At 68.9% G+C, this 21,870-nt stretch carries 18 protein-coding genes and 1 tRNA gene; 10 read left to right on the top strand and 9 right to left on the bottom strand.

Annotated elements, in window-relative coordinates; translation table 11 throughout:
• Positions 1-6: 6 nt before the first annotated feature.
• The 4 genes from otsB to BJF87_RS05535 all read right to left on the bottom strand — a co-directional run bounded on the left by otsB (position 7) and on the right by BJF87_RS05535 (position 4,109).
• Entirely contained in the window at positions 7-792 is a 786-nt protein-coding gene (otsB, locus tag BJF87_RS05545) for a trehalose-phosphatase (protein ID WP_075862796.1), read from the bottom strand.
• Complete coding sequence (locus BJF87_RS05540) at positions 789-2,348, bottom strand: trehalose-6-phosphate synthase (RefSeq protein WP_187346469.1); 1,560 nt, start codon at positions 2,346-2,348, stop codon at positions 789-791. The genes otsB and BJF87_RS05540 overlap by 4 nt, the downstream gene beginning before the upstream one ends.
• A gap of 4 nt (positions 2,349-2,352) precedes the next feature.
• Positions 2,353-2,514: a hypothetical protein gene (locus tag BJF87_RS26245; RefSeq protein WP_005200235.1), complete on the bottom strand. Its 162-nt coding sequence runs from the start codon at positions 2,512-2,514 to the stop codon at positions 2,353-2,355.
• Positions 2,515-2,627: 113 nt separating this feature from the next.
• Entirely contained in the window at positions 2,628-4,109 is a 1,482-nt protein-coding gene (locus tag BJF87_RS05535; protein WP_006358362.1) for a threonine/serine exporter ThrE family protein, read from the bottom strand.
• 166 nt (positions 4,110-4,275) lie between these two features.
• Between BJF87_RS05535 and BJF87_RS05530 the strand changes: the two genes are divergently transcribed.
• The 3 genes from BJF87_RS05530 (at position 4,276) to BJF87_RS05520 (ending at position 5,162) form a co-directional block, all read left to right on the top strand.
• Positions 4,276-4,662, top strand: a complete 387-nt coding sequence (locus tag BJF87_RS05530; protein ID WP_006358363.1) for a RidA family protein — start codon at positions 4,276-4,278, stop codon at positions 4,660-4,662.
• 51 nt (positions 4,663-4,713) lie between these two features.
• Positions 4,714-4,788: transfer RNA gene (locus tag BJF87_RS05525), tRNA-Thr, on the top strand.
• Between the two features lie 116 nt (positions 4,789-4,904).
• Positions 4,905-5,162, top strand: a complete 258-nt coding sequence (locus BJF87_RS05520) for a hypothetical protein (protein ID WP_006358364.1) — start codon at positions 4,905-4,907, stop codon at positions 5,160-5,162.
• Here the strand turns inward: BJF87_RS05520 and BJF87_RS05515 are convergent.
• Positions 5,152-5,505: a hypothetical protein gene (locus BJF87_RS05515; RefSeq protein WP_006358365.1), complete on the bottom strand. Its 354-nt coding sequence runs from the start codon at positions 5,503-5,505 to the stop codon at positions 5,152-5,154. The genes BJF87_RS05520 and BJF87_RS05515 overlap by 11 nt on opposite strands.
• An 85-nt stretch (positions 5,506-5,590) precedes the next feature.
• Here BJF87_RS05515 and BJF87_RS05510 point away from each other — a divergent pair, with 85 nt between their 5' ends.
• Positions 5,591-7,237: a carboxylesterase/lipase family protein gene (locus BJF87_RS05510; RefSeq protein ID WP_139319424.1), complete on the top strand. Its 1,647-nt coding sequence runs from the start codon at positions 5,591-5,593 to the stop codon at positions 7,235-7,237.
• Here BJF87_RS05510 and BJF87_RS05505 read toward each other — a convergent pair.
• Complete coding sequence (locus tag BJF87_RS05505) at positions 7,224-10,994, bottom strand: WD40 repeat domain-containing protein (protein ID WP_035752009.1); 3,771 nt, start codon at positions 10,992-10,994, stop codon at positions 7,224-7,226. The genes BJF87_RS05510 and BJF87_RS05505 overlap by 14 nt on opposite strands.
• Positions 10,995-11,439: 445 nt before the next feature.
• Here BJF87_RS05505 and BJF87_RS05500 point away from each other — a divergent pair, with 445 nt between their 5' ends.
• The 4 genes from BJF87_RS05500 (at position 11,440) to BJF87_RS05485 (ending at position 15,659) form a co-directional block, all read left to right on the top strand.
• Positions 11,440-12,642, top strand: coding sequence for a winged helix DNA-binding domain-containing protein (locus BJF87_RS05500; protein WP_035752006.1), 1,203 nt, complete (start codon positions 11,440-11,442; stop codon positions 12,640-12,642).
• Positions 12,643-12,716: 74 nt separating this feature from the next.
• A complete protein-coding gene (locus BJF87_RS05495) occupies positions 12,717-13,403 on the top strand; it encodes a DUF899 family protein (RefSeq protein ID WP_075862795.1) in 687 nt (228 codons plus the stop codon).
• A 91-nt stretch (positions 13,404-13,494) separates the two neighbouring features.
• Positions 13,495-14,217 carry a response regulator transcription factor gene (locus tag BJF87_RS05490; RefSeq protein ID WP_035752003.1) on the top strand — a complete coding sequence of 241 codons (723 nt, stop codon included), beginning with the start codon at positions 13,495-13,497 and terminating at the stop codon, positions 14,215-14,217.
• Positions 14,217-15,659: a cell wall metabolism sensor histidine kinase WalK gene (locus BJF87_RS05485; protein ID WP_075862794.1), complete on the top strand. Its 1,443-nt coding sequence runs from the start codon at positions 14,217-14,219 to the stop codon at positions 15,657-15,659. Before BJF87_RS05490 ends, BJF87_RS05485 begins: the two co-directional genes overlap by 1 nt.
• Here the strand turns inward: BJF87_RS05485 and BJF87_RS05480 are convergent.
• On the bottom strand, positions 15,652-16,494 hold the full coding sequence (locus BJF87_RS05480) for a hypothetical protein (protein ID WP_075862793.1): 843 nt from the start codon (positions 16,492-16,494) through the stop codon (positions 15,652-15,654). The genes BJF87_RS05485 and BJF87_RS05480 overlap by 8 nt on opposite strands.
• 10 nt (positions 16,495-16,504) lie before the next feature.
• The gene (locus tag BJF87_RS05475) at positions 16,505-17,503 is read right to left on the bottom strand and encodes a DNA adenine methylase (protein WP_035751997.1); all 999 of its coding nucleotides are present in this window, start codon (positions 17,501-17,503) and stop codon (positions 16,505-16,507) included.
• 193 nt (positions 17,504-17,696) lie between these two features.
• On the opposite strand from BJF87_RS05475, the gene BJF87_RS05470 reads away from it, so the two are divergent.
• Both BJF87_RS05470 and BJF87_RS05465 read left to right on the top strand, forming a co-directional pair.
• Complete coding sequence (locus BJF87_RS05470; RefSeq protein ID WP_006358375.1) at positions 17,697-18,122, top strand: HIT family protein; 426 nt, start codon at positions 17,697-17,699, stop codon at positions 18,120-18,122.
• Between the two features lie 144 nt (positions 18,123-18,266).
• Positions 18,267-19,643: a wax ester/triacylglycerol synthase domain-containing protein gene (locus BJF87_RS05465; RefSeq protein WP_075862792.1), complete on the top strand. Its 1,377-nt coding sequence runs from the start codon at positions 18,267-18,269 to the stop codon at positions 19,641-19,643.
• Between the two features lie 28 nt (positions 19,644-19,671).
• On the opposite strand, the gene BJF87_RS05460 is transcribed toward BJF87_RS05465, so the two are convergent.
• Positions 19,672-21,783, bottom strand: coding sequence for an ATP-dependent DNA helicase RecQ (locus tag BJF87_RS05460; protein ID WP_075862791.1), 2,112 nt, complete (start codon positions 21,781-21,783; stop codon positions 19,672-19,674).
• Between the last annotated feature and the right edge of the window lie 87 nt (positions 21,784-21,870).

The following is a 21,870-nucleotide window of genomic DNA, read 5'->3' as shown; positions in this document are numbered from 1 at the left end:
ACCGGCTCAGGCGTCGAGCGCGGCTCGGCGTTCGGTGGCCACGTAGTCGAGGACGGCTGCGACGTCGTCGGTGTCCTCGATGCGGAATCCGGCTGCGGTGGCACCGTCGCCGACCTTGATGCCGATGTCGCCGGCCTCGGGCCGCAGGTGTGCGAAGGCTTTCTCGTCGGTCACGTCGTCGCCGAGGTAGATGACTACGTCGCAGTCGAGCCGTACCCGCAGGGTGTCGAGCGCATGCCCCTTGCTGGTCTCGATGACCGCGAGTTCGAGCACGCACTTGCCCTCGGTGGAATGCACGCCGTCCCAGGAGCCGGGGCCCGATCGTGCGCATTCGAGTGCCGTCGCGGCGTCGTCGGGATCCGCATTGCGCACGTGCAGCACGGTGCTCGCCGGTTTGGTCTCGACCGTCGAACCCGGGAAACGTGCTGAGATGTCACGCAGTTCGTCGATGAGCCGGACGAGCAGGGAGCGCGCGGCGTCGGTCACCTCGACCGCGAACCCGGTGTCGAACTCGCTGCCGTGACTCCCGACCAGCGTCACCGGTACACCCAGGCCGGAAAGGCTTGCGAGGACGGCGATTTCACGACCGGAGATGACCGCGACCTCGGTGTCGGCCAGTGCTGCGGCCGACTCGAGTGCGGTGATCGACGCCGGGTTCGGGACCGCGTCCTCCGGGCGCGACACGATCGGCGCCACGCATCCGTCGTAATCGGATGCGACGAGCAACCGGCGAGCGCGTGCGGCCGCGGTGAGGGCCGCACGCAGGTCCGCGGGAATCCCGGTGTCACTCATGCGTCGTCGAGGGAGTCGGTGACCAGGTGCACACCACGGTTCGGTTCCAGCTCGGTCTCCGAGTTCTCCCCGAGCGTGCCGAGGAAGCTGCGGGCCCACTTGTCGACGTCGTGTGCGAGCACCTGGCGGCGCAGCGCCCGCATACGGCGGCGTCCCTCGTGTTGGCTCTGGTTCACCGCGGCCGCGATGGCGTCCTTGATCCCGTCGAGATCGTACGGGTTGGCCTGATACGCCGAACGCAGTTCGGCTGCGGCACCGGTGAACTCGCTGAGTACCAGAGCGCCGCCGAGATCGCTGCGGCAGGCGACGTACTCCTTGGCCACGAGGTTCATACCGTCGCGCAGCGGTGTCACCAGCATGACGTCGGCGGCGACGAAGAAGGCGATCAGTTCGTCGCGTGGCACCGGCCGGTGCAGATACTGCACGACCGGGCGGCTCACCGTGTGGCTGTAGTTGCCGTTGATGTTGCCGACCAGCTGCTCGATGCCGGCACGCATCTGCTTGTAACTCTCGACGCGTTCCCGGCTGGGCGTGGCGAGCTGGATCATCACCGTCTCGGACGGATCGAGCCGTTCCTCGGCCAGTAGCTCCGAGATCGCCTTGAGCCGGACGTCGATGCCCTTGGTGTAGTCGAGGCGGTCGACGCCGAGCATGATCGTCTTGGGATTGCCGAGTTCGCGGCGGATCGCGGCGGCCCGATCCCGGATCTTCTTGGTCTTGGCCAACGCTGCGAGTTCACCGGAGTCGATCGAGATGGGGAACGCGCCCACGCGCACCGTGCGGAAGCCGACCTGCACCACGCCGAAACGGGAGCGGACGCCGACGGTGCCCTTGCTGGTGGCCTGGCCGGCCAGCCGGCGGGCGAGGAAGAGGAAGTTCTGTGCGCCGCCGGGGAGATGGAAACCGATCAGGTCGGCGCCCAGGAGACCTTCGACGATCTCGGTGCGCCACGGCATCTGCATGAACAGTTCCACCGGCGGGAACGGAATGTGCAGGAAGAAGCCGATCTTCACATCAGGCCGCAGCATGCGCAGCATCTTGGGGACCAGCTGCAGCTGATAGTCCTGCACCCACACGACAGCACCTTCGCCGGCCGCCCGCGACGCGGCCTCGGCGAACCGCCGGTTCACCTCGACGTAGGTGTTCCACCATTCGCGGTGGTACTCGGGTTTGACGATCACGTCGTGATAGAGCGGCCACAGGGTGGCGTTGGAGAAGCCCTCGTAGTACTCGGCGATCTCCTGGGTGGACAGCGGCACCGCGTGGATGTCGATGCCCTCGATGTCCGGGGGATTGTCATCGGAATCGGGGATGCCAGACCAACCGACCCAGGCGCCGGTGTTGGCGCGCAGGATCGGCTCGAGGGCGGTCACGAGACCGCCGGGACTCCGCTTCCAGTTGATCGTGCCGTCGGGCAGGATCTCCTTGTCGACGGGGAGACGGTTGGCGACGACGACGAACTCTGCGCCGTCGTGCGGAGCAGCCCGGTTCGGCCCCTCCCCGGACTCGTTGTCACGGATGGGGGCGGTCCCGGTTCCAGCCGGTCGCGGCGTCACCGGATCAGGCGTTCTCGCCCGGTGCGATCCCCAGCATTGCGAGCAGCATCCGGCACTCGTCGGCGTCGGTGGCGTAGGCGGCCACGACGCGGCGCGCCGAATTGGCGGTCTCGTCGGCTACCGGTTCCAGTTCTTCGTCGGCGATGTCGGTGGTCTTCGCGGGCATGTGAGTCCCCTCGTCGTGCGTGCGGTGTCGCGGTGTGGCTCGAAGCGGTGCGGGCTGGAGCGGCCGATGGGTGGCGCGCCCGATTCGCCATTCTACCCGGGTCGCGGGGGTGCTCAGAACCGCCGCGGTGGGGGCGGCCACCGACGGTTCTGACGGACCGTTCGGCCCTCGCGGGCCTCGCGCTGGGCGAGGAGGCGGCGCCGCAGACTCCAGTCGGGTCGTGGCGGGAGTTGGGGGCGGCGCAGCGACCGGGCGACGAACTCACCGAGGGTGACGCCGGCGGCGAGCGCGCAGCCGATGGCGAGGGCGTTCGCGATCCAGGTGAAGCCGCTGAGCGTCTGTTCGCTGAGGATGCCGTACAGACCGCGGTAGACCGCGAGACCCGGGAGCAGCGGGGTGATGCCCGCGACCGCGACGACGAGCGGCGGCGTCAGCGCACGACGGGCCAGGAGGCCACCGACCAGGCCGACGAAGGCCGCGGCGAAACCGTTGGCGATGACGTCGCCGATCGAGGTGAAGGTCGCCGACGCCGCGACCGCGGTGCCGATCAGGCCGCCGAGGAAGGCGACGCCGAGCGCGCGGGTCTCGGCGTAACTGGCCAGCGCGTAGGCGCAGGCGGCGAAGGCGCCCGCGGCCACTCGGACCGGCAACTCGACCGCCTCGAAGCTGGTCGAGGTGGTGATCGTGGGCAGGAAGATGCCGCCCGCCTCGAGCAGTCGGATGGCGATACCGACGCCGGCGATGATGCCGCCGGTCATGAGCAGGAGTTCGAAGAACCGGGCGACGCCGGTGATCGGAGCGCCGGTGATGGCGTCCTGCACCGAACCGACGAGCGACAGCCCCGAGAGCAGGACGACGATGCCCGCGGCGATGACCTGCGAGGGTGCGATCTCCACACCGAGTCTCTCGGCCGCGCCGAAGACGAGGGCCGCGGGGACGACGGCGATGAATCCGCCGGAGAGCTGCTGGAAGAAGACGGGCGTACCGATCCGGTTGAGGTTCCGGTTGACCAGGACGATCGCGACCGTGGTGACGAAGGCCAGCGCGGCGACCAGGTACTGACCGCCGAGCAGGACGGAGATGCCCGACGCCATCGCGCCCCACGCCACCGTCGCGACCCAGTGCGGGTACGGGTGTGGGGCGGTGATGATCTCGTCGACCATGCGGTGAGCGGTCGACGGCGTGATGCCGGAGTCGCGGATGCGCCGGACGAGCCGATCCACCTGGGCGAGTCGGGTGAAGTCCATCGAGCGGTAGTAGACCTGCTCCATCGTGGTGATCGGCGGAAGCGTCGCGCCGCGTCGCGAGCTGACGACGATCGTGTTGTAGGTGACGTCGACGTCCACGTCCTCGAGACCGTAAACACCTGCGACGAACTTGATCTGGGTCTGCGTGTCGATCGCGCCGGTCCCCGAGTCGAGCAACACGGCGCCGATCTTGGTGGCGAGGTCGAGGACCTCGGTGATCGCCGCGACGTCGAACGGTTCGATCGGCTTCCGCGGCGACACCATGATGCTGCCGGGCTCGATCGTGTCGATCGTCGCCTGCCGGGTTCCGGTGAGTCGACGAAGCGCGCGGCCGAGGAACTCGCGCACGCATGCCTCCTTGTGTCAGTCGAGCATTCGCGTTCGGTCGGGAGTCGTCGAACATCGTCGACTGCCGCTTCGATCTTGGCACCGAATCGATCTCAGATGTGAACTACCCGGACACGGCCGGTCCCACGCAGCGCTGCGAGCCCCCACCGCACTCTAGGATCGCGGCATGTCATCAGTGCAGATCAACGGTCCCCTCGACGGTCACACCCGCAGCGCGACAGTGGCCCCCGGCAGTCTTGTCTTCACCGCGGGCGCTGCGCCGATCGACGAACAGGGCGCCACCGTCGCCCCCGGGAACGTCAGCGAACAGGCACGGCAGTGCATGGCGAACCTGGAGGTGGCACTGGCGGAGGCCGGTGCGTCGCTGTCCGACGTCGCCAAGGTGACCGTCTTCGTCGCCGAACACCTGCAGGCCGACCTCGTGGTCGCCTGGGATGCGGTGACGGCGGCCTTCGGCGATCACAAGCCGGCCGGCAGTCTGCTCGGTGTCTCGGTCCTCGCCTACGACGACCAGTTGGTGGAGATCGAGGCGGTCGCCGCGATCCCGGGCTGACCGGGTCCGCTGGGGCAGGCGCATGCGCGGTGGATATACTCGCGCACGCACGCCTCCTTAGCTCAGTGGTAGAGCACTCGCCTTGTAAGCGAGCGGTCGTCAGTTCAATCCTGACAGGGGGCTCCACGAGGGCTCCGGCCCGCGGGGGGAGCCAGATGACGAACGGTCACACCGGACCCGAGAGTCGATGGCCCCGCCCGCCTGCGCGACACCGACACCGACGCCGCACGAGGTGGTGGCTGGTGGGTTTCGTCGCGGCGGTGGCCCTGCTGGGGCTGGTCGAGCAGCTGCGGCACTCGGGCGCCGGGTCCGAGGTCAAGGAATCCTCGATCGGTCAGATCGTCGCGCACACACCGGACGGCGACCGGGTGGTGTCCTTTCGGGTCATCACCCATGTCGGCGCATTCGGCCGTCCCGCCGAGAAGACGAATCACGACCTGGTCACCGTCCGGCCCGAACCGACGATGTGTGTCTATCGCCTGGAGATGGTCACCAGATGACGGCGAGTCCGGCAGCGAGCAGCGACAAGGCGCCGGCCGTCCAGAACAGCGCCCGCGGAACCGGTTCGCCGGTGCGCTTCTGACGGGCGCTGCCGATGCCCAGGATCGCGCCGAGCACGAGCAGGATCACCAGCTTGATGCCGATCTTCGGGTAGTTGAGATCGATTCCGGCGGGCCACGGTGCCGCCAGTGCCAGGCCGGTGAGCAGCGAGAGCAGGATGCCGTAGTCCATGGCCCGGGTGAAGCGGAACTCGCGGGCGACCACCTGTGCGAACCAGGCACCGAACGTCACAGCGAAGCCGACGATGTGCAGCAGAATTACGACGTTGCGTAGTACATCCATGGCCGTACTCTACCCAGCCGGTGCCCGACATTCCCGCCGCGGGGAACGCGTGCCCGGAAACGGGTTCTCGGTGCACGATGTATGGATGGAACACGACGAACCGGGTACCTCAGCCGTGGCCGAGGCGGCCTCGGCACCATCGGCCGCGGATCCGCTCGCGCGTACCGCCCTCGGCACCTACCGCGGAATCGCCGGTGAGCGCGCCGACGTGTGGCGCGGCATCCGGTACGCGAGACCTCCGCTGGGCGAACTGAGATGGCGTCGCGCCCAGCCGTTGCTCCCCAGCCGTGGCGCTGCCGACGGCGACGGAAGCTCCGAGACCGTCATCGACGCCTCCTCCTTCGGGGCCGTCTGCCCCCAGGAACTCAATCCCGCGGTCCGGCTCGGTCCGGACGTCGTGATGGACGAGGACTGTCTGTACCTCAACGTGTGGACGCCGCCGGGTGCCTCGACCCACGCACACGACGCTGTCGCGCTGCCGGTCATGGTCTGGCTCCACGGCGGGGCATATGTGCTCGGCTCCGGCAGTCAGCCCTACTACGACGGCGCGGCGCTCGCCTCCACCGGCGACGTGGTGATCGTGACGCTGAACTACCGGCTCGGTGTCCTCGGGTTCGCCGACCTCTCGTCGATCGATCCCCGCTTCGAGTCGAACGTCGGGCTCAGCGACGTCCTCACCGCGCTGGCATGGGTCCGCGACCACATCTCGGCCTTCGGCGGAGACCCCGACAAGGTGACCGTGTTCGGCGAGTCGGCGGGCGCCGGCCTCGTCACCGCGCTGCTGACGGTGCCCGCGGCCGAGGGGATGTTCGGCCGGGCCATCGCCCAGAGTTCCCCGGTGACGTCGATGTACGGCTCCGACCGGGCCGCCCGCGTCGCGCGCATGTTGCTCGACGCCGCCGGGATCGAGGACCCGGGCGACTCGGCGGAAGTGGTGAAACGACTCGAATCCCTCGACGCCGCACGGTGTTCGACGCTCACCACCGAGCTGTTCGAGAAGGTGCCCACCGAATCTCCCGGCACCATCGCCTTCGCGCCGGTCGTCGACGGCGACCTGCTGCCCGACCATCCCCTCGACGTCATCCGTAACGGCCGGGCACTGCCCGTACCGCTGATCATCGGGACCAACCGCGACGAGGCGAACCTCTTCAAGTACATGAAGTCGCCGCTCATGCCGATCACCGCCGAGGAGATCGAGCGGATGTTCGCCGGCATGCGCGAGGAGTACCCCGACATCGTGTTACCCGAACGCGCACAGGTGCTTTCGGCGTACTCGGGCCTGCGTCCCAAGGTCACCGGGCTCGGCGTGGCCCGCGACGTCGCGTTCCGCATGCCGACGCTGTGGCTCGCCGACGCCCACGCCCGCCGGGCTCCTGTCTACGTGTACCGCTACGACTGGACCACCAGGATGTTCCGGCTGCTGGGTCTCGGTGCCGCACATGCCACCGAGGTGCCCTACGTGTGGGGGAACCTGGGTTCGGGTCCGCGCGACATCACCTTCCTGCTCGGCGGACGCAAGCACGGAGAAGCCGTGTCGCAGAGGTTGATCCGCCGGTGGACATCGTTCGCGCACGGTCGCGCACCCGATACCGGATCACCCGGCGACGAGTGGCCGACCTACGACACCGGCCGCCGTCCGGTGTTGCGCATCGACGCCGAGGACCGGGTGGTCCAGAACCTCGACGGCGACCTCTGGGAGGCGTGGGGCGACGAGGTGCTCAGCTTCCGCTGACCGTTGCGTCGCAATCGCTTCGGAGGTAGGCGCGGGGCAGGTACGTCGACCGTTGTTCCTCGGTCATGGGAGTCGAGGTCCCGCAGATCCATTCGCGGGCGTCGGGCACGTCCAGGGTGTGCACGTAGACGTTGCCGGTGGTGTCGCCACCGGCGATGATCTCGTCGTCGGCGGGGAGCCGGACCGGCACCTGCCACGTCGTGGTGGTGTCGGTGGAGTCGAGCAGTGTTCCCACCGCCTGTCGATCACCGAGCGTGCCGTCGTCGGCGAGCGCGAAGCTGATCAGGTCGTGCGTGGAAGTACCGACGGCGATCCGGTTGGGCGACATCGACAGCGTGTTGGCGAACATGTCCTCGTGGCGGTCGATCAGTTCGGGTTCACCGTCGGTGTGCGTCGCCGGCAGTCGCCAGGTGGACAGGTCACGGGCCGCCACGACGAGGACCTCTCCGCCGTCGTCGAAGGCCGCCTGCGTGACGGGAGCGTCATCGGAGATCACCGTCACCGGGTCGGGGTTCCCGGACTCCAGGTCGTAGAGGTACACCCGCTTGTCGTCGGAGGTCACCGCGACGCGGGAGCCGTCGGGGCTGAAGGCGACGCTGCGGATGAGGTCGGCGGGACCGCGCAGGGAAGCGCCGATCCGCCTCGGCGAGGTGGGATCGGCGGTGTTCCACAGCGCGATCGTGGTGTCGGTGTCGCCGGTCGCGAGGACGTCGCCGGTGGGCGCGAAGGCGACCGGGAACGAGTACCGCGTCGAGACGGGCAACCGGGCCGCTGCCCGCGGGGCGTCCGGGTCGCCGATGTCCCACAGTTCCACGAGGCCGCCGTTGTTGTTGGCCGTCGCCGCGAGGGTGCCGCGTTCGTTCACCGAGACGCGCGGGTGGTCGTTGACCCGACGCTGGATGGGAGTGCGGGAGCGCAACGACATCTCGCCGTCGTCGAGGGTCCACACGTTCAGGGTGGTGTCCGAGCCGACGGTCGCGAGGATGCGCTGCGCCGGATCGGTGGCCACCCCGCTGATCGTGCCGCCGCGGTCGGGGACCGAACGGTCCGGCAACGACCAGACGTCGATCGTCCCGTCGGAACGCCCGGACACCAGGCGGTCACCGGTCGGGTCGAAGGTGGCCGAGAAGGTGCGGACCGACCCTTGCTCCGATGCGGTCTGCAGCGCCCACTGGGCCGTGGGTGAAGCCGGGTTGGTCGTGTTCCAGACCCGCACCATGCCGTCGGCGCGGGCCGAGGCGACCTGCGAACCGGTCGGGTCGAAGGCGATGGACCAGGAGCCCGCGGTCGCGGTCGGGAGAGAGGTGCTGAGCGGCCGCGGGGACAGCGGCTTGCTCACATCCCAGAGCTGCGCGTTCGGGCTGTCGCCGGTGACGGCCAGGGAGCGGCTGTCGGGACTGAACGCGACCGCGTGCGTGATGCTGGGGAACCCGGTGACGGGTTCGCCGAGCGGCGCGGGGTCCGGTCCGGTGGTCCACAGCCGCACGACGCGGTCGTCCCCGCCGCTCGCGAGCAGCCGCCCGTCGGGGCTGAAGGACAGTGTTCGTGCGGCGGCGCTGTGGCCCCGGAGCACGGCGGTCTGGAGCAGGGTCCCCGTCGGCGACACCGCGAACACGGTGATCGAACCGTCGTCCGACGACGCGGCGAGTGTCCGCCCGTCCGCGGAGAAGCGGGCCATGTAGACGGTGCCGCGGCCGAGTGATGCGGTCTCCCGCAGCGCCGGCCGGCGGGGATCGGAGAGGTCCCACATCCGGACCGCACCGTCACCGCTCGAGGAGGCCAGCAACGGTCGGTTGGGGTGGAAGGCGGTGGAGGTGACGTAGTTGCCGAAACCGTGCAGGGTCGCCACCTCGCGATACTGCGGGGTGGCGTCGGTGCTCTCCCAGACGCGGACCGTGCGGTCGCCGCTCGCCGAGGCGAGATAGCGGCCCGTCCGGTCGAACGCCAGGTCGTAGACCGGTCCGGTATGGCCGGTGACCTGCGTCGCGAGCGGGCTGGTGGCCGCGCCACGCAGATGACCGACGACCGTCGGATCGTCGGGGTAGAGCTGATGGGCGACGAGCAGGAGACGCGCGGCCAGCGACGGGTTGGAGTGCTCCATGCTGTCGATGTGGGACAGCAGGGCCGCGCGTTCGGCGGCGTTGCGCTGTTGTCGCAGGTCGTGCGCCTGCCGGAACCCGAAGACCGCGATGATCGATGCCGCGATCGCGAGGATCACGATGACCGAGACGGCGCCCAGTTGCAGCAACCGGCGGCGTCGCTGCATCGCGACCGCTGAGTCGAGGAACTCGTCGTTCTCCCGGCTCAGCAGGTGGACGTAGTTGCTGCGCAGTGCTTCGCGGTGGCTCTTGGCGTCGTCGAGTCGCGAACCGGTGTAGAGGAACGAGCGGCTGCGGCCGTTGGCCACCCACGACTGGGTGTCGGCGTCGAGTTGCTGCCACCAGACGTGGGTGTCGGAGTCGTCGGCGATCCACGTGGCGAGTCGCGGCCACGCGGTCAGCACCACGTCGTGCACGAGCATCACCGACTCCGCGGACACCGTCAGCAATCGGGCCTGCGCGAACTCGTCGATGACGGTCGAGACCTCGGGAGGGAAGCGGCTGCCGATGGTCGAGGTCGACAACGGCACCCGCAGCGCGATCCCGGCCGGACCGACGTGGACCAGCGACAGCAGGACCGCGCGGGCGAGGTCGCGCTGTTCGGGGGCGATGGCCTCCCAGGCGGCTTCCGCGGTGTCCGCGACGGCGCGTGCGATGCCGCCGGTCGCGCGATACCCGGACAGCGTCATGCGGTTGCCGGAGCGGCGTGCCCAGGTCGCCTGCAGGACGTGGGCCAGCAGCGGCAGCCGGCCGGCGCGGTCACCGACCGTCGACGCCTCGTAGAGGTCGGTGATCATCACGTCGGCGAGGCCGGCTTCGATGCGTCCGCCGGCGAGGCGAACCGGGGCGGTGATGACCTCGCGGAGCTGGGTACGCGTCATCTCCGAGACGATCACGCAGCGGTGCTGCCAGGCATCCGCCAGCACCGGGTACTTCACACACTGGCTGAAGAAGTCCGCGCGTATGCCGACCACCACGACGGTGTCGGCGGCGAGTTCCTCGACCTCGCGCATCGTCGTCGCCCGCAGTTCGTCTTCGAGCGAGAAGACGTTCTCGAACTGGTCGATGACGATGACCGCGTCGTTCTCGCCGTCGACCGGCGGCGCGATGGAGAGACCGTCCGGGATGATCTCGGCGAGACGCGGGGTCGAGATCCGCGGATCGCGGGCCAGGCCGGCACGCAGCAACGACGACTTGCCCGACCCCGACACCCCGGTGACGACGACGAGCCGGGAGGCCGGCGACAGTGGCGCGGACTCCGAGCCGGCGGCGAGGATCGTGTCGACAAGCGTGCCGACGAGGTCGTCGCGTCCGAAGTAGAGCTCACTGTCGGCGGCGGTGAGGGTCGCCAGTCCGGCGTAGGGGCGGGCGTGCTGGGCGGGCGGCTCCGGGGTCCCGGGCGCGTCCTGGCTCAGATGGCTGTCCCACAGTTCTTTCCACCGGGGAATCGTGAGGACGTCGGTGACGCCTGCGGCCACCGCGCGGGATGTCAGCCAGACGAGGAGAGGCTCGACGGTCGCGAAGTCGCGGGGGAGATGGCGGCCGTTGCGCCAGTCGCTGATCCGTTGCGCGGAGACCTTGGCCCGGGCCGCCGACGCCCGGAGGGTAGGGCGCCCCGCTTGCACGAAAAGGCGCGCGAGCGCTTCACCAAAATCCACTCACCCGACTCCACGCTCAGACCGCACGACTGATCGACCGATCCATCATGCGACAGGTGACCCCGGTGCGCCACCGTCGGAGGGCAAAGGTGGCGACGGACACGTCCGGATCCGGATTCGGATGTGTCCGGTCCGGATAGTCCGTTTGCCGCCTGACCTCGGTGTTCGCCCCTCGATCCGGAACGGGGCTGTACTCCGGACGCGGGGTGGGGTCTCCTGGGTGGGCGTTCCTGACGGGGGTCGGGAGCGTAAGGATGCGTTGGTCGCAGGACACACGGAGGTGTTCTCAGGCACTGCCCGTCGGGGGCTGTGTGTCGTCCGGCCCACGCAACCGGGCGGGTGCCGGAACACCGGGTCGATGGGGGTCGGCCGGACGCCGGCACCCGCTTCCCCTCTTCTTCCTCTCCCGGCTTCAACCGCCTCGTCGGCTCACTAGGATCGCGGCATGCCAGTGCGCCCCCGGATCACCGACACCACGCGCCGGTCCCGGCTGATGCGCCGCATGCACCTCGACGCCGCGTCGCGAGCAGGGTCCGCCGTCGACGTTGCCGCGACGATGGTCGGTCTCCACGCCACCACCCCGTCGACGGTCTACCTGTCCGCGTGGGCGCGCGTCGACGGTCTGGCCCGCGCCGACATCGACACCGCGCTCTACGACGACCGGACCCTCGTCAAACACCTCGCGATGCGCCGAACCCTCTTCGCCTTCCCCCGCGACGTCCTCGCCGAGGCGATCGGTGCGCTCGGGCCCCGGATCTCGGCCTCCGAGCGCACCAACATGCTTCGCGATCTCCGCCGCAGTCCCGACGTCGACGACCCGGAGGGCTGGATCGAGACCGCGCGGGACGCGGTCCTCACCGAACTCGCCGGCGGTGAATCGCTCACGTCGACCGAGCTCCGCGCCCGGCTGCCCGTCCTGGAGGGCTCGATCACCTTCGGCGAGGGCAAGTCGTGGGCGGGGAAGAGCCATTTCGGACCGCGAGTGCTGAACATGCTCGACGCTTCCGGAGACATCGTCCGCGGACCCAACCGATTCGACTGGCACCTGTCCCGTCCGGCGTGGACGTCGATGAAGGTGTGGCTCGGCGAGACCCCGGACGCGCCGAGTGTGCACGACGGCCACCGGGCGCTCGTCCAACGCTGGCTGCGCACCTACGGACCGGGGACCGAGACCGATCTCGTGTGGTGGCTCGGTTCCACCAAGACCGCGGTGCGAGCCGCCCTCGCCGACCTCGGCACCGTCGAGGTCGAACTGGACGGCGGCGGCGTCGGACACGTGCTGCCCGACGACCTCCCCGGCGAGGCCTATGACGAGGCCGGCGACCAGGACTGCGAACCGCAGGCGGTTCTGCTGCCCGAACTCGACCCCACCACGATGGGGTTCAAGGAGCGCGGCTTCTACCTCGGCGATCACGGTCCCGAGGTCTTCGACTCCGTCGGCAACGGCGGCCAGACCGCGTGGTGGGACGGCCGGATCGTCGGCGGCTGGTATCGCCGGGATGACAACTCGATCGCGATCCACCTGCTCGAGCCCCTGCCCGCCGACGCCCGGAGAAAGCTCGGCGCGCGGGCCGAGGAGCTCGCGGCGTGGCTCGGCGGCGGCTCCATGAAGATCGGGTACGCCGCGCCGTACATGCGGCGGCGTTGAGTCGAGGCGATGAGTTGGGCTCCGAGTCGCGGTCTGTCTCTGCAGAACACCCGTATCGATCGAAAGGCGCCGCGATGAGCGATCAACTCCCACCCGTGACCGACCACGACACCTGGGCGAAGGCCCTCGCGGAACTGCGGGTCCGCGAGAAGGCGGCCACGCGCGAACTCGACGCGATCGCGGCGCAGCGGCGGCGGCTGCCGATGGTCGAGATGCCCGACCACACCCTGACCGGACCCGACGGGCCGATCCGTCTCGTGGACGTCTTCGACGGGCGCTCCCAGCTGATCGTCTACAACCACATGTGGTCTCCCGGCGAGACCTATCAGTGCCCGGGGTGCACCGGGTACACGACGCAGTTCAGTCGACTCGACTACCTGGCCGACTACGACGCCCGGTTCGTGATCATCACCCACGGCCCGATCGAGGAGGCCCTTGCCTACAAGAAGCGCGTCGGTAACCGCATGGACTGGTACTCGTCGGCGGGCACGACGTTCTCCGCCGACGTCGGCGCGGGGCCCGGCGAGGGATTCGCGATCAACGTCTTCCTCCGCGACGGTGACAAGGTCTACCGCACGTGGCACACGACCGGCCGCGGCACCGAGCAGCTCGGGTTCACGTTCGGGCTTCTCGACGTCCTCCCGTGGGGGCGTCAGGAGGAATGGCAGGACTCACCCGACGGCTGGCCCCAGAGCCCCACGTACTCGCGCTGGCGTGACTCGGAGGCCATCGCCGCCGCCTACGGAGATCCCACCGCGTGAGGTTTCACCGATCGAACCGCAGGTCGGCACTCACAGGAACCTCCCAGTGTCCGGACAGTGAGGTCCCAGGCCCCTCTGGAACAGTGGAAGAGTGACCAGACCGGCCCAGGACGACGCAACCCGAGGAGCGAAGGTGCTCGTCGTCGACGACGAGGAGAACATCCGCGAGCTGCTGTCGGTGTCGCTGAAGTTCCAGGGATACGACGTCGAGACGGCCGCCGACGGACCGGCGGCGATCGACAGGTGCCGGAGCCGCAAGCCCGACGTGCTGATCCTCGACGTGATGATGCCGGGCATGGACGGTTTCGGACTGCTGCGCCGTCTCCGCGCGGACGGGGTCGAGGCGCCCGCCCTGTTCCTGTCGGCCCGCGACTCGGTCGAGGACAAGGTCAACGGCCTGACGATCGGCGGTGACGACTACGTCACCAAGCCGTTCAGCCTCGAAGAAGTCGTCGCCCGGTTGCAGGTGTTGCTGCGCCGCAGTGGTTTCGGCGAAGCGGAGCAGTCCTCGTCCCGGATCACCTTCGCCGACATCGAACTCGACGACGAGACGCACGAGGTCTTCAAGGCGGGGCAACCGGTCCAGCTCTCGCCGACCGAGTTCACCTTGCTGCGGTACTTCATGGTCAACGCGGGGACGGTGCTGTCCAAACCCCGCATCCTCGACCACGTCTGGAACTACGACTTCGGCGGCGAGGTCAACGTCGTGGAGTCCTATGTCTCCTACCTGCGTCGCAAACTCGACAACGGCGAGCGGCGCCTCATCCACACCCTGCGCGGCGTCGGCTATGTGATGCGCGAGCCGCGCGACTGATGGCTGCGTCCGAAGTCCGCAGGCGCGGTGTGCCACTGCGGCTCTCCCTGGTCGCTCTCACGCTTGCGCTCGTGGTCGTCGGGTTGCTGGCCTCGGGAGTGGCGGTCACGTCGTCGATGCGGCAGGACCTGATCTCGCGCACGGACGAGGGTCTCGTGAACGCCACGCGCACGTGGGCCGATCCACGCTCGCCGGCCAACGATCCGCGTCCCGGCCCGCCGGGGCCGCGTCGTCCGCCGTCGCCGTACTACGTGGAGTCGACTTTCCGGGGTCCGGCCGGCATCTCGGCGACCAACGTCTACAACCAGTTCGACCATGCGCCGAACCTCGACGGGGTCACCGGCGACAACGTCGGCCCGGTCACCGTCGGATCGGTGGAGCCGCACGGACCACGCTGGCGGGTGATCAAGCGCAGCAACATGTTCGGCACGACGACCGTGGCCACCCCGATGACCGACATCGACGCCACGATCAGTCGGCTCATCTGGTTGCAGTTCGCCATCGGTGCCATCGTCGTGGTCCTCATCGGGTTGCTCAGCTATCTGCTCGTGCGGACCAGTCTCCGGCCCCTGCGCAGGGTCGAGGAGACCGCACACGCGATCGCGGCGGGCGACCTCACGCGTCGAGTTCCGTTGGCGGCTCCCAACACCGAGGTCGGCAGTCTGTCGGTTTCGCTGAACACCATGCTCGGCCAGATCCAGCAGGCCTTCGCGACCACCGCGGCGTCGGAGCGTCAAGCCCGCGCCTCCGAGGAGGAGATGCGGCGCTTCGTCGCCGACGCGAGCCACGAACTCCGCACTCCGTTGACGTCGATCAAGGGCTTCGCCGAACTGTATTCGCAGGGCGGGGTCTCCGACGTCTCCGATGCGATGCGCCGGATCAACGACGAGGCCGGTCGGATGAACCTGCTCGTCGAGGACCTGCTGATGCTGGCACGCCTCGACGCGCAGCGCCCCCTCGCGACGGCACCCGTCGACCTGCTCGGCCTGGCCGCCGAGGCCGTCGCGTCCGCGCGCGTCGGCGCGCCCGAACGCGACATCCGGCTCGAGGTGACGACCGGTGACCATCCGCCGCTGGTCTCCGGCGACGGGCCGCGGCTGCTGCAGGTGCTCCGCAACCTGATCGGCAACGCGATCAACCACACGTCGGCCGAGGCGTCGATCACGGTCGGGGTGTCGGTCGAGGCCGACTCCGGCGGCACGTTGGAGGCGGTGCTGAGGGTCGCCGACACCGGACCGGGGCTGACCGAAGAGGATGCGCAACACGTCTTCGAGCGGTTCTACCGCGGCGACCAGTCCCGCCACCGGGGTTCCGGCGGCGGAAACGGTCTGGGGCTGTCCATCGTTGCCGCGCTGGTCGAAGCGCACGGCGGACGGGTCGGCGTCGAGTCGACGCCCGGCGAGGGCGCGACCTTCTGGGTGCGACTGCCGCTCCTCAGCTGATCAGCCGTCGCAACCTCGCGAACTCGGCCACGTCGGTGCGGAACTGGTCGAGCGTGACGAGGGTGTACATACCGTCGATCTGGCGGGTGGCCCAGAGCTGGTGGATGCGTCGGAGGTCGGATTGCCGTGATTTCCAGCCGATTCCGTCGATCACCGCGAGCACGAGCTGCGTCGGGAGACGGACCTCGGCCATCTCCTCGATCTCGCGCACGGCGTCGGTGAGCTTCGAGCCGGTCGAGTCGAATCCCTTGGCGGCCACCACGATGTCGGCGGAGTTCGGATCGCCCACGATGAGGTCGGCGGGGGCGGTGCGTCCGTTGCGGCCGACGAATCGTGATCGCGTCGTGTAATTGAGGTCGAGATCGCGTGCGATGTCCTCGATCTCGTCCTCGATGCGACGGCCCGACGCGCCGGCACGGGTCGCGGTGGCACGGGTTCCGGCGCGCGCCACGAGGATGTCGGCGAAGGTGTAGGTGCGTTCCAGCTGGGTGCGGAGCATCCGGACGAGGTCGAATTCCGCGTCGAGCCAGGTCACCAGGTCGACGGGCTGGGTGCGTGCCAGTCCGTGCCAGCCACTGGTGTCGAACCGGTCGCGCAACGCGTTCTTGAGCTTCTCCTGCGACAACCCGACCGCGAGCCCGAGCACCGGGACGTCGTTGGGATTGTCGCGTACCCACGCGGCGAGTCCGGTGATGTCGGTGTCGAGGAGACCGCCGAGACTCCCGGTGGCCTCCACGATCCGCTCGGCCTCCGGCGTGGAGGCGGTAGGGTCGACGTGAGAGGTCAACCGTCCCAACGACTTCAGATAATCCTCGAAGTCAACTGCGTCACTCATGTGCTCGGCGTCAGTCCCGTCCGATGAACAGGAACTCGCTGACGTCGCGGCGAGTGGCCGCGGCGTGCGTGCCGAAGCTGTACTTGTGGTCGATGGCGATCACCTCGACCGAGGGTTTGACCTTGCCGAGGAGGTCGACGATCCGGTCCTTGCCCGGCAACGCGTTCGACGAATACGACAGCACGATCGCGCCCGCGTCCTCGAAGTGTTCGAACGTCCGCAGCAGCGCGTCCTCGATCGTCCGCTTGTAGGCGAACGGCGTGAAGCGCTTGGGCAGCTTCTTGGTCTTGGTGTTCTCCATGATGGTCATCCCGCGCCAGTACGCGGAGAGACCCTCCAGGAAGTGATAGCGCTTGATGTAGTCGTTGTCGTCGGTGGGCGGCGCGTACGGGGGGTCGAGGTAGACGAGATCCGGCGGCGCCGACCACGGCAGGGCGAGGTCGAAGATGTCGCCCTGGACGCTCCGACTGCTGCAGCCGTTGCTGAACACCGTGCCGTTGTAGTCGGCGGCCGCGCGCAACCGGAAGTGGTCGCGCAGCGACATCGTGAGGTCGCGGCGCCCATCGGCATAGCGGGTGGAGTCGGTGAAGGTGAACACCCCGCGCGGCTGCTTGCGTGCGGCGGAGAGGACCAGCGCGGAGATGGCCAGGTCGCGGCGGTAGCCGCGCAGCGCGTCGATGTGCGACCACGCCGAGTCGAGGAATGTGCGGTCCTCGGCGGTGAAGTACAGGCCGTCGAAGGTGCGGGAGATGTAGTCGCGGTCGTCGGCGGCCGGCCCGCAGATCTGCTCGACGAGCTCCGGCTCGAGGCGGACGCTCGAATTAGCCACCGACGCACGCGTGATGACATGCGGGAAGTGGAGGAAGTCGTTGCTGAGAACCTCGAATCCTTGCGCCTTCAGCAGGTACGACACCACTCCCGACCCGGAGAAGGCGTCGACCGCCGTCGACCCGCCGATCTCGGCGAAGGTGCGTTCGAGGTGGGGGAGCAGCCGGTACTTCGACCCCATGTATCGCAACCGCGGAAAGCGCTGAGCGCGGGCCAGGACGTCGCTGGATCCGACAGGTCTGCCGGTGCTGCGTCCCGGTCGGGAGGATTCTGGCCCACTCACACCGAAAAGAATGTCATGGACCCCCGACAGCGCCGTGGAGAACACGGTTGCGTCCTCGGTGCCGAACCCCACAACATCTAGACTCGGGCCCATGGCATCGGTCTTCAGCATGATCATCAACGGCGACATCCCGGGTCGATTCGTCTGGAAGGACGGCGAAGCCGTCGCGTTCCTGACCATCGAGCCGGTCACCCCCGGCCACGTTCTGGTGGTGCCGCGCAACGAGGTCGACCACTGGGAGCAGATGGACAGCACGCTGTTCGCCCATCTCAGCGGCGTCGCACAGAAGGTCGGCCGGGCCGTCAAGGACGCCTTCGACGCTCCGCGCATCGGCCTGCTCATCGCCGGCCTCGAGGTTCCCCACGTGCACATCCACGTGTTCCAGGGACTCTCGCTCGAGACCTTCGACCTCGCCAACGCGAACAAGAACGCCAGCCCCGAGGACCTCGATGCCGCGGCCGAGAAGATCCGCGCCAGCCTGCGCTCGCTCGGCTACGGCGAGTACGTCGCCGACTGACCCTTCGATACGCCCCTCCGCGAGCTCCGGGGTTACTCAGGGAGCGGGTTTCGCCGCCCGGGGCGCAGAGGTACAAAGTCCTCTGGTGAGCCGAAACGACAACGTGTGATCGGCGGCTGAGTACCGTCATGACCGGAGGCAGTCATGACCGAGTACATGCGCAACAGCGACGCTTTCACCTGGTCGATGGAGTCCGACCCGCGCCTGCGATCGACGGTGGTGACGGTCATCCTGCTCGACCGCACACCGGACTGGGATGCGATGCGCAGCCGGTTCGAGACGATCAGCGCCGACCTGCCGATGTTCCGCGAGCGCGTCGTGTACTCGCCGCTGTCGGCGCCGCCGAGGTGGGTCCCGTACCAGGATTTCGATCTCGACTTCCACATTCGCCGGGTCGGGGCACCCGCTCCGGCCACCTTCGACACCGTGCTGGAGATGGCGCGGATCGCGGCGATGGAGGACTTCGACCGTGCCCGGCCGTTGTGGAAGGCGACGCTTGTGGACGGGCTGGCCGACGGCGGTGCCGCGGTCGTCTGCAAGTTCCACCACGCGCTGACCGACGGGGTGGGGGCCATCGAGATCGCGATGCGGCTCTTCGACCTGACCGAGGAATCCGACCATCCGCCGGGCACGCCCGCCGCCATCACGCCGCCGAACGGTGAAGCCTGGTGGCGGGACTACCTGGACTCGATGCGATTCGACGCCGAGCGCGCCTCGAACACCGTGATGGAAGTCGTGAAATCGGTACCGGGCTTGGCGTTCAACACGATTCGCCATCCGATCGCGACCGCCGGTGACGCCGTCGAGACAGCTGCATCGGTGTTCCGCACCGTCCGGCCCGTCAACGAGACGGGATCGCCGCTGATGACGGAACGCTCGTTGGTGCGGCATCTCGACGTCCACGAGGTTCCGCTGCAGCAACTGCGCGACGCCGGGCACCGTGGTGGAGGCTCACTCAACGACGCCTTCGTCGCGGGCGTCGCCGGAGGGCTCCGTCTGTACCACGAGAAACACGGCGTCGAAGTCGGTGACCTCCATCTGTGTATGCCGGTGAACCTGCGGACCGAGGAGGACGCCCCAGGCGGCAACCGGATCACCTTGATGCGGTTCGACGTGCCGGTCGCCGAAGTCGATCCGGCGCAACGGATCGCTCGAATCCACCGGCGGACCTCACGTGTCCGCGACGAGCGCTCGTTGCCGTACACCCAGCTCATCGCCGGCACCATGAACCTGATGCCGCGCTGGTACATCGGTTCGGTCCTGCGTCACGTCGACTTCCTGTGCAGTGACGTGCCGGGTATTCCGGTGCCGCTCTACCTCGGCGGCGCCCGGATGACCGCCCAGTACGCCTTCGGTCCCACGATCGGGGCCGCGGTCAACGTCACCCTGCTCAGCTACATCGACACGTGTGAGCTGGGGATCGATGTCGACACCGGCGCCATCGCCGATGTCGACGTCTTCCACTCGTGCCTCGTCGACGGGTTCGACGAGGTGCTCTCGCTCGCCCGACCTGCTCCCTGAGGAACGAGCACGCGAGCGTCTCGAAGGGTCAGACCGTCCGGTGGATCAGCAGCGGTAGGACGGCACCGGCCCCGGCCTCACGGAGTGCCGCGGCGGCGAGGGTGATCGGCCAGCCCGAGCTGTTGGCGTCGACGACGAGCATCACGTTCTGTCCGGCGACCTCGGGTGGATCGCCGAGGTGGTCGCGCCAGTAGGCGGCCTCGACTGCTCCGGTGGCATCGGTCGGCGGATCGCCCAGGTGGACGGGGAAGGTTCCGCCGCCCCGTTTCCCGACCGTGCGCAGATGTTCGGCGAGCGTCTCGGCCAGATTGGTGCCGGTCAGGCGGAGCGACACGATGACGTCGGCGCGGATACCCGTCTCGCGGACCCAGGAGGACAGCGTCGCGACGGCGGCATCGCCGAGTTCGGCCAGTGCGCGTTCGTCGCCGTTGCGGGCGGCGGCCAGCACCTCCACCCATTCGGGGGCGTCGGCGTGTGCGAGGACGCGACCCGGCTGGGCGAGGAGGTCTGCGGGAATCCTTCCGCGACGACCGAATTCGCCGCCCGGCCACATCTTCCGCGGATCGAGGGTCGACGCCTTGCGGCGTAGCGTCGACGTGACGGTGCGCACCACCTCCGCATCGACGGAGTCGGGGAGTCCCTCACTCAGCGCGCCGCGGCAGACCGAGCAGCGACCGCAGTCGGCGGCCTGTGGGTCGTCGAGCGATTCGGTCAGCAGTCGCATCAGACAGGTGCGCCCGGCGATGTAGGAGCGCATGATGTCGGCCTCGCGGCGACGGACCGCGAGCACGCCGTCGTAGTGTGCGGCGTCGTAGGTCCAGGGTTTGCCGGTGGCAACCCAGCCGTCGGGGGTGCGGTCGGTGATGCCGTCGACGGCGAGTTGCTTGAGCATCAACTCGATTCGCGTACGGCGGAAGCGGGTGGCGGCCTCGAGCTGGATGGGCGACTGCGGTTCGTCGGCGGCCTCCAGTGCTGCCAGCAGATCGCGCATCTTGTCGGGATCGGGAATCGTCGCGGTGGCGAAGTGATCCCAGATCCGGTCGTCGGTCTGCGAGGCCAGCAACATCACGACGGCGTCGTCCAGGGCACGCCCGGCACGACCCACCTGCTGGTAGTAGGAAACCGGCGACGGCGGCGAACCGACGTGTACGACGAAGCCCAGGTCCGGCTTGTCGTAGCCCATCCCGAGGGCTGACGTCGCGACGAGCGCCTTGACCTTGTTGTGCAGCAACGCATCTTCGAGTTCGTGCCGGCGGTCGGCGTCGAGCTGGCCGGTATAGGCGGCGACCTCGACCGAATCGCCGTGTACCGCGCGGATGGCCTCGACGAGCCGGTCGGCGTCGGCGACGGTGAGGACGTAGACGATGCCCGAACCCGGGAGATGGGGGAGCGCCTGCGCCACCCAGCCGTAGCGCTGGACGGGTGAGAGTCCGTCGAGAACGTTGAGATGCAACGACTTCCGGGCGAGCGGCCCGCGGAGGACGAGTGTCGGTGCGTCGGAACCGGCGTCGAGCTGGGCGGCGACGTCCTCGGTGACGCGCGCGTTGGCGGTCGCGGTGGTGGCCAGGACCGGCGTAGTCGGGTTGACCGAGCGGAGCACGTCGGCCACGCGTCGGTAGTCGGGCCGAAAGTCGTGACCCCAGTCGGAGACGGCGTGCGCCTCGTCGATCACCAGGAGTCCGAGGTTGCCGGCCAGTGCGTCGAGCACACGTCGTCCGAAGCCGGGATTGGCGAGGCGTTCCGGCGAGACGAGCAGGACGTCGAGATCACCCGCCCGCAACTGCGCCTCGATCGCCGACCACTCGTCGACGTTCGACGAGTTCAGCGTCGCCGCGGACAGGCCGCCGCGAGCCGCTGCGGCCACCTGGTCACGCATGAGGGACAGCAGCGGGGAGACGATCAGCGTCGGCCCGCCACCGCCGGCACGGATGATCGCGGTGGCCGACCAGTAGACGGCCGACTTGCCCCATCCGGTCGCCTGGACCACCAGAACCCGCGCGCCGGGTGTGCCGGGATCGCCCCCGGCCAGGGCGGTCACCGCGCGGAGCTGGTCCTCGCGCAGCCGGGCGCCCTCACCGGCCAGGCTGGTGATGACGCGGTTGGCGGCGGTCAGCTGGTCAGGGGTGAGGGTTGCGGCCATGAGCCCCAATGTAGTGGCGACGGCCGACAGTGGAGATCGACGGTTCACAGGAACCCTGCAGCCGGGTTCCAGAGTGGTTCGAGGGTG

The organism is Gordonia sp. CNJ-863 (assembly GCF_001942325.1).
GTDB classification, from domain to species: Bacteria; Actinomycetota; Actinomycetes; order Mycobacteriales; family Mycobacteriaceae; genus Gordonia; species Gordonia alkanivorans.
This window is presented reverse-complemented; position numbering and strand designations above follow the sequence as displayed.

Excerpts from the sequence above, each read along its gene's own strand:
- BJF87_RS05470 (WP_006358375.1), top strand. The coding sequence starts at position 17,697 with ATGGCATCGGTCTTCAGCATGATCATCAACGGCGACATCCCGGGTCGA.
- BJF87_RS05480 (WP_075862793.1), bottom strand. The coding sequence starts at position 16,494 with ATGAGTGACGCAGTTGACTTCGAGGATTATCTGAAGTCGTTGGGACGG.
- BJF87_RS05485 (WP_075862794.1), top strand. The coding sequence starts at position 14,217 with ATGGCTGCGTCCGAAGTCCGCAGGCGCGGTGTGCCACTGCGGCTCTCC.
- BJF87_RS05510 (WP_139319424.1), top strand. The coding sequence starts at position 5,591 with ATGGAACACGACGAACCGGGTACCTCAGCCGTGGCCGAGGCGGCCTCG.
- BJF87_RS05530 (WP_006358363.1), top strand. The coding sequence starts at position 4,276 with ATGTCATCAGTGCAGATCAACGGTCCCCTCGACGGTCACACCCGCAGC.
- BJF87_RS05500 (WP_035752006.1), top strand. The coding sequence starts at position 11,440 with ATGCCAGTGCGCCCCCGGATCACCGACACCACGCGCCGGTCCCGGCTG.
- BJF87_RS26245 (WP_005200235.1), bottom strand. The coding sequence starts at position 2,514 with ATGCCCGCGAAGACCACCGACATCGCCGACGAAGAACTGGAACCGGTA.
- BJF87_RS05495 (WP_075862795.1), top strand. The coding sequence starts at position 12,717 with ATGAGCGATCAACTCCCACCCGTGACCGACCACGACACCTGGGCGAAG.
- BJF87_RS05475 (WP_035751997.1), bottom strand. The coding sequence starts at position 17,503 with ATGGGGTCGAAGTACCGGCTGCTCCCCCACCTCGAACGCACCTTCGCC.
- BJF87_RS05460 (WP_075862791.1), bottom strand. The coding sequence starts at position 21,783 with ATGGCCGCAACCCTCACCCCTGACCAGCTGACCGCCGCCAACCGCGTC.
- BJF87_RS05465 (WP_075862792.1), top strand. The coding sequence starts at position 18,267 with ATGACCGAGTACATGCGCAACAGCGACGCTTTCACCTGGTCGATGGAG.
- otsB (WP_075862796.1), bottom strand. The coding sequence starts at position 792 with ATGAGTGACACCGGGATTCCCGCGGACCTGCGTGCGGCCCTCACCGCG.
- BJF87_RS05515 (WP_006358365.1), bottom strand. The coding sequence starts at position 5,505 with ATGGATGTACTACGCAACGTCGTAATTCTGCTGCACATCGTCGGCTTC.